The organism is Herbidospora sp. RD11066 (genome assembly GCF_054661255.1).
On record NZ_BAAGDO010000007.1, the window covers coordinates 311,256 to 327,050 of the forward strand.

A 15,795-nucleotide genomic window follows, 5' to 3' on the forward strand; every position below is an offset into this window, starting at 1 on the left:
GTGATCAGATATCCCGATCTCCCGCGCCAGGGCCCCGAGCCCGACGGTGACACCATCAAGTTCCTCCCCGACACACCCGCACTGGTCGAGGCGCTCCCGAGGCCGTCCGGGACCTCCCCCGACCTGAACCGGCGCGGCATCTCGGTCCGCCTGGAGGCCATCGACGCCCTGGAAACGCATTTCGAAGAGACCCACCAGCGGCTCGACTGGGCCTTCGCCGCCCGCGACCGCCTGCTGGGCCTGCTCGGCTTCACCGGCGTCGAGTTCTTCGACGACCTCCCGAACAAGGTCCGCCGCGCCGACCAGGACTCCATCCCCGGCTACGTGCTGACCAACGGCATCGACGCCAACGGCAGGCTGATCGCCTTCGTGTACGGCGGCACCACCGACACCCCCGACGGCGCCCCGGTCTTCCTGACCTCCGCGCTGGCCGACGCGTCCGCCAACCGGATCCTGCTGGCCGAGGGCCTGGCCTACCCGGCCTACTACGCGACGCTGCCCGTCGAACTCCGCGACCATCTGGCCGGGATCTCCCGCGCGGCCCGGCCCTCCATGGGGTTGTGGCCCGTGGCCGACGGCCATCCCGGGCGCCCGGCCACGGTGACGGCCGACACGCTCGACGAGACGGTCATCTGGCCGAAGCTGTTCCGGCGACTGGTGCCCTACTTCGCGGCCGGGTTCACGACGTTCGACCAGTTCGACACGTGGCTCCGCGCCGACCCGGTGCATCGCGACGACGCGGTGTGGCTGATCGAGAAGCAGGAACGCGGCAACCTCCACGACGTGGTCAGGGCGGGCGGCACCACGATCGAACTCACGGTCTGGCCCGAGGACTTCGTCATCGCCCCCGACCCGGTGACCGGCCCGACCACACCTCCGGCCATCGTCACGGGCGACCTGCTCATCGTGGCGGCGCTGCCCAAGAACCCCGGCGCCGAAGGGATCACCCTGCTCAACGTCACCCCCGACGCCCTCAAACTGGACGGCTGGACCCTCCGCGACGCCGCGGGCAACAAGACCGCGCTGACGGGCGCGATCGAGGCGGGGACCGTGAAAGTGGTGACCGTGAGCTGGCTCGACAACGACGGCGACTCGATCATGATCGTCGACCCGAAGGGCGTCGTGATCGACACCGTCACCTACAGGTCCGACCAGGTGAAGAACGGCCGCACGATCGCCTTCGGCCGCTGAACGCTCACACCCACCGATCATGTGCCGATCTGGCGGGTGATCGTCGGGTCGGTGATGGCGGTGTCGTCGGCGAGGAGGAACGCCTTCGACAGGATGATCGACAGCATGCCGCCGTCCTCCTCGAACGGCAGGAACACCCGTTCCCGCGACCGGTCGGTGCCCGGCACGATGCAGAGGTAGGCGTCGTTCGGTTCCATCAGGATGTTGCCCGAGCCTAAGTGGATCTTGTAAGTGCGCAGGTCGCCGCGGACCCGCAGGAAGCGTTCCGTCAGCTCGGCGCGCTCGGAGATCTTCAGGCGGGGGAGCAGCCGGGCCAGGGCGTCGCGGCGGGTCCGGGCCGTCTCGGTCAGGTCGCCGAAGCCCTGGGAGTGCCAGGAGGTCTCGTGGCCCGTGACGGCCTGCGGGCCGAGGCCGACCGAGGACACGCCGACGGCGAGGTCGGCGTCGCGGAGCGCCTCCGACAGCACCAGGGGCGGGACCTCCGTCAGCGGCAGGCCCTCGCGGGCGTAGCCGTAGAGGTCGGTGTCGGGCTCGTCGGCGCGGTAGAAGCGGATCTGCTCGGCGGCGCAGAACGACGCCGTGCCCCAGCCGTCGGCCTCCGGATCGCTGTTGACGTGCATCTCCCAGCGGACCCGGTAGCCCGACAGCTCCTTGATCGCGGCCCCCGCGTCGCCTTCGCACTCGTAGTCCCAGTGGCCGATGGACAGGCCGGTCCAGCCGCGCTGGTTGAGCAGCGCCTTGGCCTGGCCATAGTGCAGAGTGTGGCCGGCGAAGCGGTTGGAGAGGGTGCGGGTCCGCTCCTCGGCGGGGGTGAGGAGGTAGACCTCGCGGAACGCCTGCTTGAAGGGCTGCCGGATGCCCGCGTCGAGCAGGTGGTCGCGCCAGTTCCGCACGCTCTCGGCGGGCTCGTCGATGGGGTGCCACAGCAGGACGGGGGTGTCGGGGTTCGGCTGGATGCGCCGCCCGGCCGGGTCGGTGAGCTCCCACCCGTCGGTGGTGCGGACCGGGATTCCGGCCGGGCCCTGGAGGATCTTCCAGATCAGGGAGCGGGCGAACAGGCCGGTCACCGGGTGGTCGAGGAAGAACTCGGTCACCTGGTTCCAGCGCCAGATGCGTTCCTCGATCAGAGCGCGCTCCAGCCGGAACCGCTCGGCGGGGAGCATCTGCTTCAGCTCTTTCAGAGAGGTCTTCAGCTCGGCCAGTGCCGGGTCCTTCCGGATCGCCGCCGGAGCCGCCTTGACGATCTTGCCCTTGGCGTTGACGAACTCCAGCGCCTGCGTCTCGGCCCGCAGCCGCACCAGGCAGTCGCCGATCCGCTCCTCACGAACGCCGTCGGCGCCGAAGCCGAACGCCGGGACCGTGCGGTCGAGGAGTTGCTCGGGGGAGAGCCCGGTCGACTCGGCGACCGTGTCGAGGGCGCGGGCGACCGCGGCGAGCACGGACTTCTTCCGGACCTTGGCCTGGACGCGGGCCAGGTGGGGGACGGCGCTGAGGTCGCCCTTGTGGTCGAGGGTGCCGACGGCGGCGTTGGCCAGCTTCTCGCTACGGGAGTTGGCGCCCGCGCCGCCGATGCCGGTTCCGCAGGTCACGGCGCAGTCACCGAGGAGCGGGATGACCCACGGCTCGTCGATCAGCCGGCAGGTCCACAGCATGCCGCGCAGGGAGACGGCGGTGCGGTCGTGCAGGAAGACGGTCTCGGTCCACTCGTGGCCGTCGTGACGACGGCCGAACGACCTCTCCCGGTGGGCGGCCAGGCGCTGGAGGATCTCCCGGATCAAGGGGACGGCCTCGGGCCGCAGCAGCGCCTCGGCCGTGGCGAGCCAGCCGATGCCGGGCCGGGCCGCCGTGGCGGTGTTCCAGCGGCGCAGCAGCGGGAAGACACCGGGAGCCGCCAGCCGGTCGCCGAAATCGGCGAGCAGCGCCGTCGCGAAATGGTCGTGTTCGCCGATCAGCGCCCGCACGGCCGACGTGTCGCCGGTGCCGCCGGTGTGCGCGGCCAGGAAGTCGTCGAGTTTCCGGGTGGTCTGGTCGCGGAGCGTCCAGTCGTGGTCGCCCATCGCCTCGCGCGCCCGCGCCGCCTGCTCGACGAAACGTTCGCGCACGTCGGCGGGGAGCGTGGCGGTGGCCGCCAGCGGCAACGTCACCAGCTTCGTCGTCACCCACCAGGTGTGCTCCCGGTTGAAGACCAGGTGCCACAGGAGTTCGACCTCATCGGCCGTCCAGGCCAGCTTGCGGCGGGCCACCCGGGTGATCAGCTCTTCGAGGAGGTAGTCGTGGCCCTTCACGGACAGGCGGCGCTGGACCCAATGTCCGAGCACCCGCCACTCCTCGTCGCCGAACCGGGCGATGTGGCGCCCGAACTCGGTCTCACCGAGAGGGGAGCGCTGCCACTGCCACTCGCGATCGGCCGGCACGGTGGCGATCAGGCGGTCAAGGACGACATCGGTTTCCATGGCCGCAATTGGTATCAGCGCGGGGCGACAATTCCGGCGTACACAAAAGGAAAACCCAGATCACCGAAGTGATCTGGGTTTTCATTGGTGCGCCGCCAGGGACTCGAACCCCGGACCCGCTGATTAAGAGTCAGCTGCTCTAACCAACTGAGCTAGCGGCGCCCGCGAGGAAAACTTTAGCAGCTCCCCCGCCCGCATCGCACATCCATAGACGTCAGTGCTTCCACGCGCCGACCGAGAACGGCACCGGGGCCGCCTTGAGGCCGGTTCCGTCGCCCCACTTGGTGATGTGGTATTCGATCGGGATGTGGCCGAAGCCGCCGTTGCCCTTCACGGCCAGGGTGTTCATGTCGAACGTGCCGCCGGTCAGCTCGGCGAAGGTCTGGCCGTCGAGGTCCAGCATGACGCCCTTCGACGAGGGCACGCCCGGGCCGCGGTCGCCGACGAAGAACGGCTTCTTGACGCCGTTGTAGACCACGTAGCCCTCGGTGCCGAGCGGCCAGCTGGGGGAGGCGGCCATGCCCTTCTGCATCGGCTTGCCGCTGGCCGGCAGGCCGGTGTCGCCGGCGCGGCCGGAGGAGTCGTCCCAGAAGTAGGAGGCGGTGGTCTTGCCCGTCAGGACGGCGGGCTTCACGAACGACGGCTCCTTCAGGTCCGGCTTGGCGGGCTGCACGATGGCGGCCGGCTTGGTGTGGATGCGGACGTGTCCGGCGTGCGGGGGAGCGGCCAGGGCCGTGGTGGCGCCGGTGACGCCGAGGCCGAGGACGGCCATTCCGGCGGTGACGAGGGCAGTGGTCGCGGTCTTGTTCTTCAGGATGCCTTTGATGGCGTACATGAAAAAGGGAGATCTTCCGTACGACGACAGGACTGCCACGCAGGTCAGATGGGGTGGCTTGTTGCCGGACACGATGGTCAAGCGCTGGCTAGTGGGATGGTCAGCTCTTGGCAACGAAACCGACACTAGCCACCAAACCATGACATGGCAAACGTAAGACAGTAAAACATCCCAGAAGGCCATGAAGTGCCCATAAATAAGGGGATTCCGTGGTCAAGCGCGCCGTTTGCACTCCCGTGACCGGTCGGCTGCTGGACTCGAAGAAGGTATGGACGAAGGGATCGGGAGCCCTGGATGGAAATCCTGCTGCAGGGGGCCACACGGCTGTTCGCCGCACTCGGATACGACGCCACGACCTTGAAGCAGATCGTCGACTCGACCGGGCTCGACCCGGCCAAGGAAGGCTTCGACGGGTCCAAGCGGGACCTCTACCTGGCCGTCATCGAGCGCGCCGCACGGATCGAGACCGAGGCGCTCGAAGGAGTCGTCAACGACATGATGGCGGCCGACCACGTGACGGCCGCGGGGGCGGTGCACGAGATCGTCGACCGCTACATCGACTTCTGCGTCGCCAACCCCGAGTTCCCGGCCCTGTGGATCCACCGCTGGCTGTACGACGCCGCCGACCTCACCGGGCTGGAGCGCCAGTACTCCCAGCCGTTGATCACCATGACCACCTCCGTGCTGGAGCAGGCCGCCGACGCCGGGTACATCGACGACACGGCCGACATGGAGTACTGCGTGTGGACGCTGATCTGGTGCGTGCACGGGTTCGTGCAGGGCGGCGTGCTCGACGACGCCGGTGACCGGATGGGCGCGGAGAACCCCGAGGTACTCGCCCGATTCCGGCGGCATCTCCACCGGCTGGCCGAGCGGACCCTGAATCTTTCATAGGCATCCTGGCCATATCTCGTCGAAACCGGAAACACGCTGTACACCTCGGCGAAACGAACCCATGTTGGGAGCGCTCCCAATCGTGTACGCCGAGGAGAAGAGAAAGCTATGGGACCCCGATTGAGTTCCTGGCGCAGAGCCCTTATGGTCGCGGCCGCCATGCTATTGGCCGTCACCGGGCTCGCCGTCATGCAGGCCCCAGCGGGCGCGGCCGTCGCCTGCCAGGTCACGTACGCCAAACAGTGGGACAACGGCAGTGGTTTCGGCGCCAACATCACGATCAACAACCTCGGTGACGCGGTGAACCCGTGGCGGCTCACGTACACGTGGCCCGGGAACCAGACCGTGCAGCAGGGTTGGAACGCCACCTGGTCCCAGTCGGGCCAGAACGTGACCGTCGTGGCGCCCTCGTGGGCCGGGAACCTGGGCACCGGTCAGTCGGTGCAGATCGGGTTCAACGGGCAGTTCAGCGGCACCAACACCAACCCGACGTCGTTCTCGCTGAACGGGACCGTCTGCAACGGCGCGAACCCCTCGCCGTCGCCGTCGCCCTCCCCGTCGCCGAGCCCGTCGCCGCAGCAGCAGTCGCTGATCGTGACGCCGACCAGCGTGAGCGTCCCCGAGGGCGGCACCGCCACCTACTCGGTGCGGCTCAACCGCCAGCCCACCTCCAACGTGACCGTGACCACCACGGCCGGCAGCGGTGACACCAACCTGACGGTCAGCTCGGGCTCCAGCCTCACCTTCACCACGAGCAACTGGGCCACCGCGCAGAACGTGACCCTCGCGGCCGCGCAGGACAGCGACACGACCAACGGCACCCGTCCGTTCACCGTCGCCTCCAGCGGTCTGACCAGCGTGACCGTCAACGCCACCGAGGCCGACGACGACACCACGCAGACCCAGTCGCTGGTCGTCTCCTCGACCGCCGTGACCGTGAGCGAGGGCGGGACCGGCACGTACACCGTCCGCCTCGCGACCGCGCCCAGCGGCAACGTGACCGTGACCAACACGGCCGGCTCCGGTGACACCAACATCACCGTCTCCTCGGGCGCCAGCCTGACCTTCACCACGTCGAACTGGCAGACCCCGCAGACCGTCACCCTGGCCGCCGCGCAGGACAGCGACCAGACCAACGGCACCCGCCCGATCACCGTCGCCTCCAGCGGCCTGACCAGCGTCACGGTCACCGCCACCGAGGCCGACGACGACGTCGACCCGACGGTCCGCGTCGACAACCCCTACGCGGGCGCCGCCGGCTACGTGAACCCCGACTGGTCGGCCCAGGCCGCCTCCGAGCCCGGTGGTTCCGCGGTCGCCAACACCTCCACGGCCATCTGGCTCGACCGGATCGCCGCGATCAGCAGCGGCTCGGCCGGCAGCAACACCAAGGGCCTGCGCGACCACCTCGACCTGGCCGTCGCCCAGGACGCCGCCAACGGTTCCACCCCGGTGATCATCCAGGTCGTGATCTACAACCTGCCCAACCGTGACTGCTCGGCCCTCGCCTCCAACGGTGAGCTGCTGATCGCCAACGACGGTCTGAACAGGTACAAGACCGAGTACATCGACGTGATCGCCGGGATCATGGCGGACACCAAGTACCGCAACCTGCGCATCGCCGCGATCATCGAGATCGACTCGCTGCCGAACCTGGTCACCAACCTCAACGTGGCCAAGTGCTCGGAGGCGAAGTCGACCGGCGCCTACGAGCAGGGCGTGGCCTACGCGCTCTCCAAGCTGTACGCCGTCCCGAACGTCTACAACTACGTGGACGCCGGTCACCACGGCTGGCTCGGCTGGGACACCAACTTCGGCCCGTCGGCCGACCTGTTCGGCTCCACCGCCGACCTGGCCACCGGCGGCAAGGCGACCGTCCACGGCTTCATCACCAACACCGCCAACTACAGCGCCCTGACCGAGCCCTTCTTCACGGTCAACGGTTCGGTGAACGGCCAGCAGATCCGCCAGTCGCGCTGGGTCGACTGGAACTTCTACATCGACGAGCTGTCCTTCGCCCAGGCCTTCCGCACCCGGTTGGTCCAGGAGGGCTTCTCCTCCAACATCGGCATGCTGATCGACACCAGCCGCAACGGCTGGGGCGGCTCCGCCCGCCCGACCGCGGCCAGCACGTCGACCGACCTCAACACGTTCGTCAACAACTCGCGCGTCGACCGGCGCATCCACGCCGGCAACTGGTGCAACCAGAGCGGTGCCGGCCTGGGCGAGCGTCCGAGGGCCAATCCGGCCACCGGCATCGACGCCTACGTGTGGGTCAAGCCGCCGGGCGAGTCCGACGGCTCCAGCACCCAGATCCCGAACGACGAGGGCAAGGGCTTCGACCGGATGTGTGACCCGACCTACGGCGGCAACGAGCGCAACGGCAACAGCGCCACCGGCGCTCTGGCCAACTCGCCGCTGTCGGGCCACTGGTTCTCGGCCCAGTTCCGTCAGCTCCTCGCCAACGCCTACCCGCCCATCAGTTAAATGAGGACGTCGTGGTCTCGCCGAGGTTGGGGGTCCTCCTCGGCGGGACCACGACTTTGACGGCTCGTACGTCAGACCAGGTCGAGGCCGGGTTCCCGGCAGCGCATCAGGAGCATGGCCGCGTCGTCGGTCGGGGGGCCGTCGATGTGGGAGATCAGATTGCGGCGCAGGGACTCCAGCGCCGCCTCCGGGTCGTCGTCGTTGAGCAGATGGACCCGGTCGTCGAGCGGATAGAAGCGGCCCAGGGCGTCGCGGGCCTCGATGACACCGTCGGTGTAGAAGAGGATCTGGTCGCCCGGTTCGAAGGTGATCGAGTAGGGCGCCGGCCCCATGGGCCCCAGGACCGCGAGCCCCAGCGGGGGCACGTGGTCGTCGGGGTCGGCGAACTCGATCTCCCCGTTGGCCCGCAGCACCAGCGGCGCCGGATGGCCGTAATTGAGGAGCGTCATCGTCGTCTCCTCCAGGTTGAACTCGGCCAGCACGGCGGTGACGAACTCCTCACCGGAAAGCCGGCGGTTCAGCGCCTTCTCCAGCCGGGCGCTCACGCCCTCGAGGTCCTTCTCGTCGTGGGCCGCCTCGCGGAAGGCCCCCAGGACCAGCGCGGCCGTCTCGACCGCCTCCAGTCCCTTGCCCTGGACGTCGCCCACGATCACCCTGACTCCGGTGGGGGCGACGACGACCTCGTACAGATCACCACCGATGTGCGCCTCGGCCATGGCCGAGGTGTAGGAGACCGCCACCCGCATGTGCCCGGCGCGGCGCGGCACCGGGCGCAGCAGCACCCGCTGCGCGACCTCGGCCACCGACCTGACCTGCGCCAGTTCCCGTTCCCTGCGCCGGCGTCCCACCGTCGCCAGGGCGCTCGCCGCCGTGACACCGGCGATCGAACCCATGGTGATGTACGCCCTGCGCAGCTCCAGATGGTTGTACGCCGCCAGCCCCAGGGCCAGGACCAGCGCGGTCACCCCGACGAGCAGGGTCCGCCTGATCCCCCCGGTGAGCGAGGCGAACGCCGGGCCGACCGCGAGCAGGGGCAGGAAACCGATCTCCGGCCCCGTGGTCAGATCGAGCACCGACACCAGGGCCATCATGAGGAACGGCAGCACCGCGAGAGCGAACGCCGTGCGGGCCCCGGCCGCCCGGCGCCGTCCCTTGCCCGGACGCAGCGGTCCGGCGAGGCGCAACGGCATCCGGCGAATCCCCTCTAATCCCGTCTGGTTGGCGCTTGCGACCATACTTCACGATCCAGCCTGGGATGCGAAGTCGCGAAAACGAGAGGCGCCCGCATCCCTGTGGATACGGGCGCTCCCAAATCAGCTGGTTAGAGGATAGAACCAGACCACACGTTCGCCGCCTGCTTGTAGACGCCGTAGGTCTCGCCGTCGAAGTAGGCCGAGACGGAGGTGTCGATGCGCTTGTTGCCGTCACGGTCGGAGACCGCGATGGTGACGCCGTTCAGGTAGCCGAGACGGCGGGTGTTCTTGTAGCTCGCCAGCCACGAGGAGCCGATGGCGCCCTGGCCGGTGAACGACGACTTGATGCCGACGAGCTCCTGCGCCTTGATCGCCGACGCCGAGGCGGCGAAGGTCTTCCCGTAGGTCCACTTGAGGGTGTTCCCGGAGAAGACGCGGTTGCCGTCGGGGTGGGCGCCGCTCGGGTAGCCGAAGACGTAGTGGGCCTTGCCCAGCTTCTGGTTGTACGCCAGGCCCTGGCCACCGACGTTGTCGCCCAGGCGGCCGACGTCCTCGACGCCGCGGACGATGTAGTGGTCCTTGAAGTAGGCCTCGGCGACCGAGGTCTTGACCCACTTCTTCACGAACCATTCCTTCTTGAAGAACTGGTTCTGCTCGGTCTTGCGCAGCACACCCTTGAAGGCGGTGTCGGCCTTCAGCTTGTTGTAGGTGGCCTCGTCGATCGGGTATTCCTTGCCCGAGTCGGGCCCGCACCAGGTCGGGCACTTCTCGCCGTTCTTCATGGCGTTGGTGCCGTTGGGCGCGGCGTTGTAGGTGGCCTCGGCCACCGACTCGGTCGTCAGCTTCACGCCGTCAACGCCGTCGGTGTAGTACTTCTCGGCCTCGGCCTGCGAGAACGACGCCTTCGGCGGGTCGACCGGCGCGGTCACCGGCGCCAGGGTCTTCTTCCAGTAGGGCCCGCCGTCGGTGTACTTGGCCTCGAACTCCTCCTTGGTCACGACCTCGGAGAGGATCTTCTTCTGGCCCTTCCACTTGTCGTAGGCGGCCTTGTCGACCTCCTTGTCACCCGACAGCTTGACACCGTTGTAAACGGTGACGAACGCGTAGTTGCGGTCGCCGTCCTCGAAGACGTCGTAGTCGTAGTGGGTGTACGCGGTCTTGCCGACGTAGATGCCCCAGGGGGTCTTGCCCTGGTAGTAACCGGGCACGAAGACCCAGTTGTTCAGGACGGGCTTGTTGCTCTCGGTGTCGTACACACACTGGCCTGCCGTGGCCACCAGGTTGCGGTACTTCGACTGCAGCGAGGTGCCGGAGCACCAGTGGGGCTTGCCGTCGGCGCCCATGAAGAAGACCTTGCCGCTCGTCCGGGGCAGGTTCACGTTCTTGGACGTGCTGGTCGACTTCTTCTCGTCGCCGATCGCGGGAACGGTGCCCGCCTTGGTGTCCGCGGTGGGACCGCCCGTGGAGATGTGCTTGGCCGCGACCGTCGTCTCGACGTTGTAGGGGGTCGCGTCCTGGAGCTGCGCCTTGTCCCAGAAGTAGGCGATGGCCTGCGCCTCGCTGGAACCGGCGAGCACCTCCTTCTCGATGTACTGGGGGGCGGCTGCGGCGGGGCTCGCGACCAGCGCTGCGGCCAGCAGTCCGATGGATCCGGCGAAGGTGCTGCCGATGAGGAGGGTGCGCTGCACTGCGGGGTCTCCCTTGCTCTGCCGTGGGACGTCACTCGCGCCCCATCCGTCAGTAAATGGATTGGCAAGGACGTTACATGTGACGATTCGGATAGTTCCCGCAGCTTGTTATAAGTGTGACCCAGATCACATTCCCAGAATGGAACCGGATGGGATTGGACACCGTCCAACTTCGCTCGGGGGGCGACCCCCGAACCCCCGCTGTCAGGGGGCTTGCGCCCCCTCACGCTCCCCCTGGTCCGCTGGCGCGGCCCCGACGTCGCGTTCGCTCCGGGTCGCTGCGCTCCATGCGAAGGGCTCCGCCCCTCGCGCTCCCAGGCAGGGCCTCGCTCCGCTCGGTCGGCACTCGCTCCGCTCGCCGATTCCGAAATCCGGCCATGGGCCAACCACGGGTGTTGGAGCCTTCCGGTGTCAGGCTTCACGGCGCCCGGCGGCCCGGAACCTTTCGCGTGGGCCGGTCAGTTCAGCACATGGGGAGTGTGCGGCGCACCGGTGGTGATGACCTCGGCGATCAGGTCGGCCAGGCCGGTCGGATAGACGGTGTCGGCGGTGTTCCGTAGTTCATCAAGGGTCCACCAGCGGAACCCGCGAATCGTGTCGGGCCGGGTGGCCTGAGCCGGATTGATCGCGGAGGCCGCCATGTGGGCCAGGAAGTAACGCTCGACCTGACGGACGTCGCGATCCCCGACCTGATGGACCTTGCTGCGCTCGGCGATGAGCGCACCGATGCGCACCAGCGTGTCATCGACGCCGAGTTCTTCCCGCAGCTCGCGGTGTGCCGCTGCCGGGTGATCCTCCCCTGGGTCGAGGGACCCGCCGGGGGTGGCCCAGAATCCGCCGTGTTCGTCGTAGCGCAGCAGCAGGACACTGTTCTCGTCGTCCAGCGCGATGACGCGGGCGGCTGGCCGCAGCGGCAGGGCCGTCATGAGATCGATTGTCGCAGCTCGACGGCGATCCCTCAGTCGTTCCGGCCCTGACCCCGGCGCTCAGCCGCTCGTCCGGCGCGATCCAGGTTTGCTCCCGCCGGTATGTCTTCCGCAGGTGTCGAGGACCAGCCGCTCCACCGGGTAACGGTGATGTCGATGACCGGTCCTTGAGGGCGGTGTTCGGCGTACTGCTCGTACCGTTCCGCCAGCAGCGTGAGCGCGGGTTCCCGTTTGGAGCCGTCCAGGATTCGGGCGGTGCCGTCGGCGCGTGCCCACCACAACCGTGTCCAGTCGGCTTCGTAGTGGTCGGCCAGGAGGCTGACGCGCGGGTTGTCGCGGATATTGCGGAGTCGGCGCAGGTTGTGAGTGGTCTTCGGCTTGTGGTCGATGGCGATCACCACCTGATCTCCGGAGACGGCGAACGTGACTGGTACCAGGTGCGGGGTGCCGTCGGCTGCGGCGGTGGCCAGCCGGGCGACGGGAGAGGCCGCGAGCAGGGCGCGAGCGCGATCGGTGTCCATCCCTTCATCTGACCCGACGGCGCACGCGGGAGCGAGGTGCAATGGTCTTTCATCGGGGTGACGGCCGGCGGAAGGCGTGGCGGGTCCGCGTTCCATTGGGACCGTGTGGAACGCGGTTACGAGTCGCCCAGGACGAACCAGACGATCTTGCCGCCGCGTACTCCCGGCGCGTAGCCCCAGGATGCGGCCAGGGCGCCGACGATGAGCAGGCCCCGGCCGTCGGTGGATTCCGGGCGGGGGTCGCGGGCGCGCGGAGGTGTCGCGCCGGTGTCGTAGACCTCGCCGTAGATCCACGCCGTGGTGCCGCGCAGGCGGAGGGCGAAGGCGGTGCCCGCGTGGCGGACGGCGTTGGTCACGAGTTCGCTGACGATGAGCTGGCAGTCGTCGACCAGGCCGGTGTGGCCACGGCCGGTGAGCTCGCGCCGGACCAGTCTGCGGGCCTCGGCGACGCTGGCGCCGACGGCGGGGAGCAGGCATTCGGCCGACCAGGTCTCGAAGTCGTCGAGCCCGTCGAGCGCCGCGACGGCGAAGGGGACTGTCATGCCGGCGTCCTCTCTGACCGTCTCTTTGGGAGCGCTCCCATCTGGTTCCAAGGTACGCGACCAGGGCTCACATGTGAACCGAAAGCGTCGAACTTGTTACACGCGACTATTCGCTGAATGTATAGTCTTGATCATGACAACTGGTCATGTGCTACTTGGATTCCTCGTCGAGCGCCCGAAGCATGGCTACGAGCTCAAGAAGGAGCACGACCACCGGCTCGCCGGCGCCAAGCCGCTGGCGTACGGGCAGGTCTACGCCACGCTGCAACGCCTGGAACGCGACGGCCTGGCCGAGGTGGCCGAGACGCGGCAGGAGGGCGGTCCCGAGCGGACCCTCTACGCGATCACCGACGAGGGCAGGGCCGAGCTCGACCGGTGGCTGAACACCGTCGAACCGTCGGCGCCGTATGTCTCCAGCCCCTTGTTCGCGCGGGTCGCCGTCGCGGGGAAGGGCGCCGACGACTATCTCGTACGCCAAAGAGAGGCGCATCTCGCCCGCATGCGGGAGCTGACCGCGGAGAAGGCGTCCGGCGCGCCCGCCCAGGTGCTGGCGGCCGACTACGCGCTCCAGCACCTCGACGCCGACCTGCGCTGGATCGAGACCGCGCTCGCGCGGATGAAGGAGCACAGCAATGCTTGAGGCCAGGGGCCTGGGCAAGTCGTTCGGCCGGACGAGGGCGCTGACCGACGTCTCCCTGACGATCGCGGAGGGCGAGATCGTCGCCATCACGGGCCCGAGTGGCGCGGGCAAGTCGACGCTCCTTCACTGCCTGGCCGGGGTCGTCCGGCCGGAGTCCGGGGAGGTCGTCTTAGACGGCAGGCGGATCGACACGCTGCCCGAGGCCGAGTCGACCAAGCTGCGGCGCGAGACCTTCGGCGTGGTCTTCCAGTTCGGCGAGCTGGTGCCCGAGCTGACCGCGCTGGAGAACGTCGCGCTGCCGGTGCTGTTCAACCGGCACGGCAGGCAGGAGGCGATGGCCCTCGCGGCCGAGTGGCTGGCCTGGCTGGAGGTGTCCGGCTGTGCCGACCAGCGCATCGGCGAGCTGTCCGGAGGGCAGCGGCAGCGGGTGGCCGTCGCGCGGGCGCTGGTGACCCGTCCTCGGGTGGTCTTCGCCGACGAACCCACCGGATCGCTCGACACGATCGGCGGCGAGCAGGTGATGAACGCGCTGATCGGCGCCGCCCGCACCAGCCGGACCGCCGTCGTCCTGGTCACCCACGACAACCGGGTGGCCGCCTACGCCGACCGCGAGATCGCCCTGCGCGACGGAACGGTCCTGGCGGGGGTGCCGCGATGATCACCGTGCTGCTGATGCTGAACAGGGGACGCTCACGGGCCGAACGGGTGCGCGCCGGGCTCGTCGCGGCGGGCGCGGCGGCGGCGACGTTCCTGGTCTGCGTGGCCGTCCGCCTGGCCGACTTCGACGACGAGGGGAGTTCGCTGACGGGGCTCGGTCTCGCGCTGCTGGCCGTGCCGGTCGCCGGTCTGATCCACCAGGCCAACCGGCTGGCCTCGGCCACCAGGGAACGGCGGCTGGCCGCCCTGCGGCTCGCGGGGGCGACGCCGGGTGACGTGCGGCTGCTGGGCGCCCTCGAAGGAGGCGCGCTGGCACTGGCCGGGTCGCTGGGCGGCGGCGCGCTCTACGTGGTCACCCATCTCTCCGGCCCGCTGCCACAGGTGCCGGTCGTCGTGGCCGTGGTGACGCTCGGCGGGGTGCTGTCGGGGGCCCGCGCCGGGCGGCACGTCGTCTCCTCTCCGCTGGGATTGGTCCGCCGGGCGCGCGTGCGGGGGCCGCGCGTCCGGGATCTGCTGCTGTTCGCGGCGGGCCTCGGCCTCTTCGCCCTCGGGGCCGTGGTGAAGGGCGGCTTTCCGCTCGCCGGTAAGTACGGCTCCGCGCTGGTCATGGCGGCCGGGCTGGTGCTGCTGCTGTTCGGAGTGACCTTGGCCGCGACCTGGCTGATCAGGGCGTACGCCCGCCGGGTCGGTCGGCGGGCCGGTACAGCGGAGGCGCTGCTGGCCGCGCGCCTGGTCGAGGCCGACCCGCGGGCGTGGGCCAGGGCCCTGTCCGTGGTGGGCCTGACGGTGTTCTTCGGCGCGGGAGCCGGGGCCCAGCAGGCGGGGACCGGCTACTTCCAGGCCCATGCGCTGGTGGACGTCGCGCTCCTGGTGGCCCTGGTGACCTCGGCGGTCGCCCTGGTCGTCCACCAGGCGGAGGAGTTGATCGACCTGCGCCGCTCGTTCTCCGCGCTGGCCGCTTCCGGGGTGCCGGAACGGGCGCTGGGCAGGGTCCTCCTGAGGCAGGCGGTCATCGCCGCGCTGCCGGTCTGCGCGGTCGCGGCGATCTCGGGAACCGCGATCGTCGTCTTGACCCTTACGGACATCTACCAGGTGCAGTGGCTCGGCTGGGCGGTCGGCAGGGCCGTGGCCATGGCGGGCGTCGGGGTCGCCGCCGCGGTGCTCGTCGCCCTGGCGGCACGTCCCCTGCTGCGCGGCGCCCTCCGGTTCGAGACGATCAGCGGAACGCGGCCAGTACCGCCGTCGTGATCTCGTGGGGCGTCCGGGTCGCGTCGGCCATGTGGTCGGCGAACTCCTGGAACTTCGGCAGGCGCTTGTCCCGCTGGCTCTTCAGCATGTGGACCAGGTCGGGCTCGAAGTGTGGCCGGTGGCTGCTCGACAGCATGCGTTCGGCCAGGACCTCCGGAGGGCCGTCCAGGAAGACGACGAACGACGAGGTCAGGGCCTCGCGCGCGGCGGGGTCTTCGACGGTGCTCGCCGCTGCGGCGACCACCACCGGGGGGCGGGCCGCGACCGCGTCGAGCAGGACCTCGGTTTCGCGGTCGTGGAGGACGTCGGCGCCGACCGTCTCGTTCATGCGGGCGGCGGTCTGGCCGTAGCGGGCTTCCAGGTCGCCGTCGCTGTCGCGCATCTCGCGGCCCAGGGCCTCCGCGACCAGGCGTGCGACCGTGCTCTTGCCTGCGCCCATCAGGCCCATGATGACGATGGGGGTGTCGTTCATGACGGGCATTCTGCCCTTGTGGTGCTGATTTGGTCCCGTCACGTTTGA

At 69.2% G+C, this 15,795-nt stretch carries 14 protein-coding genes and 1 tRNA gene; 6 read left to right on the plus strand and 9 right to left on the minus strand.

Annotated elements, in window-relative coordinates:
* Entirely contained in the window at positions 1-1,191 is a 1,191-nt protein-coding gene (locus ACYQ78_RS26645) for a lamin tail domain-containing protein (RefSeq protein ID WP_459803647.1), read from the plus strand.
* Between the two features lie 17 nt (positions 1,192-1,208).
* Here the strand turns inward: ACYQ78_RS26645 and ACYQ78_RS26650 are convergent, their stop codons facing one another.
* The 3 genes from ACYQ78_RS26650 to ACYQ78_RS26660 all read right to left on the minus strand — a co-directional run bounded on the left by ACYQ78_RS26650 (position 1,209) and on the right by ACYQ78_RS26660 (position 4,479).
* The gene (locus tag ACYQ78_RS26650) at positions 1,209-3,644 is read right to left on the minus strand and encodes a DUF4132 domain-containing protein (RefSeq protein WP_459803648.1); all 2,436 of its coding nucleotides are present in this window, start codon (positions 3,642-3,644) and stop codon (positions 1,209-1,211) included.
* A gap of 85 nt (positions 3,645-3,729) precedes the next feature.
* Positions 3,730-3,806: transfer RNA gene (locus ACYQ78_RS26655), tRNA-Lys, on the minus strand.
* A 52-nt stretch (positions 3,807-3,858) separates the two neighbouring features.
* A complete protein-coding gene (locus ACYQ78_RS26660) occupies positions 3,859-4,479 on the minus strand; it encodes a hypothetical protein (protein WP_459803649.1) in 621 nt (206 codons plus the stop codon).
* 294 nt (positions 4,480-4,773) lie between these two features.
* Between ACYQ78_RS26660 and ACYQ78_RS26665 the strand changes: the two genes are divergently transcribed.
* Together ACYQ78_RS26665 and ACYQ78_RS26670 are read left to right on the plus strand one after the other, a co-directional pair.
* Positions 4,774-5,373: a TetR/AcrR family transcriptional regulator gene (locus ACYQ78_RS26665; protein ID WP_459803650.1), complete on the plus strand. Its 600-nt coding sequence runs from the start codon at positions 4,774-4,776 to the stop codon at positions 5,371-5,373.
* A gap of 159 nt (positions 5,374-5,532) precedes the next feature.
* On the plus strand, positions 5,533-7,860 hold the full coding sequence (locus ACYQ78_RS26670; protein ID WP_459803651.1) for a glycoside hydrolase family 6 protein: 2,328 nt from the start codon (positions 5,533-5,535) through the stop codon (positions 7,858-7,860).
* 71 nt (positions 7,861-7,931) lie between these two features.
* Here ACYQ78_RS26670 and ACYQ78_RS26675 read toward each other — a convergent pair whose 3' ends face one another.
* From ACYQ78_RS26675 to ACYQ78_RS26695, 5 genes are all read right to left on the minus strand, one after another.
* Positions 7,932-9,050, minus strand: coding sequence for a PP2C family protein-serine/threonine phosphatase (locus tag ACYQ78_RS26675; RefSeq protein WP_459803652.1), 1,119 nt, complete (start codon positions 9,048-9,050; stop codon positions 7,932-7,934).
* Positions 9,051-9,181: 131 nt separating this feature from the next.
* A complete protein-coding gene (locus ACYQ78_RS26680; RefSeq protein WP_459803653.1) occupies positions 9,182-10,741 on the minus strand; it encodes a trypsin-like serine peptidase in 1,560 nt (519 codons plus the stop codon).
* 458 nt (positions 10,742-11,199) lie between these two features.
* Positions 11,200-11,667 carry an NUDIX hydrolase gene (locus ACYQ78_RS26685; protein WP_459803654.1) on the minus strand — a complete coding sequence of 156 codons (468 nt, stop codon included), beginning with the start codon at positions 11,665-11,667 and terminating at the stop codon, positions 11,200-11,202.
* 32 nt (positions 11,668-11,699) lie between these two features.
* The gene (locus ACYQ78_RS26690; protein WP_459803655.1) at positions 11,700-12,188 is read right to left on the minus strand and encodes a TIGR03668 family PPOX class F420-dependent oxidoreductase; all 489 of its coding nucleotides are present in this window, start codon (positions 12,186-12,188) and stop codon (positions 11,700-11,702) included.
* A gap of 116 nt (positions 12,189-12,304) precedes the next feature.
* Positions 12,305-12,730, minus strand: coding sequence for an ATP-binding protein (locus ACYQ78_RS26695; protein ID WP_459803656.1), 426 nt, complete (start codon positions 12,728-12,730; stop codon positions 12,305-12,307).
* Between the two features lie 133 nt (positions 12,731-12,863).
* Here ACYQ78_RS26695 and ACYQ78_RS26700 point away from each other — a divergent pair, with 133 nt between their 5' ends.
* Genes ACYQ78_RS26700 through ACYQ78_RS26710 form a run of 3 tightly spaced genes read left to right on the plus strand, consistent with a single transcriptional unit; the run spans position 12,864 to position 15,275 of the window.
* A complete protein-coding gene (locus ACYQ78_RS26700) occupies positions 12,864-13,370 on the plus strand; it encodes a PadR family transcriptional regulator (RefSeq protein ID WP_459803657.1) in 507 nt (168 codons plus the stop codon).
* Positions 13,363-14,028 (plus strand): ABC transporter ATP-binding protein, encoded by a 666-nt coding sequence (locus ACYQ78_RS26705; RefSeq protein WP_459803658.1) that lies wholly within the window; start codon positions 13,363-13,365, stop codon positions 14,026-14,028. Before ACYQ78_RS26700 ends, ACYQ78_RS26705 begins: the two co-directional genes overlap by 8 nt.
* The gene (locus ACYQ78_RS26710; protein WP_459803659.1) at positions 14,025-15,275 is read left to right on the plus strand and encodes a hypothetical protein; all 1,251 of its coding nucleotides are present in this window, start codon (positions 14,025-14,027) and stop codon (positions 15,273-15,275) included. Before ACYQ78_RS26705 ends, ACYQ78_RS26710 begins: the two co-directional genes overlap by 4 nt.
* Here ACYQ78_RS26710 and ACYQ78_RS26715 read toward each other — a convergent pair.
* Entirely contained in the window at positions 15,244-15,747 is a 504-nt protein-coding gene (locus ACYQ78_RS26715; RefSeq protein ID WP_459803660.1) for a shikimate kinase, read from the minus strand. The genes ACYQ78_RS26710 and ACYQ78_RS26715 overlap by 32 nt on opposite strands.
* Positions 15,748-15,795: the final 48 nt, after the last annotated feature.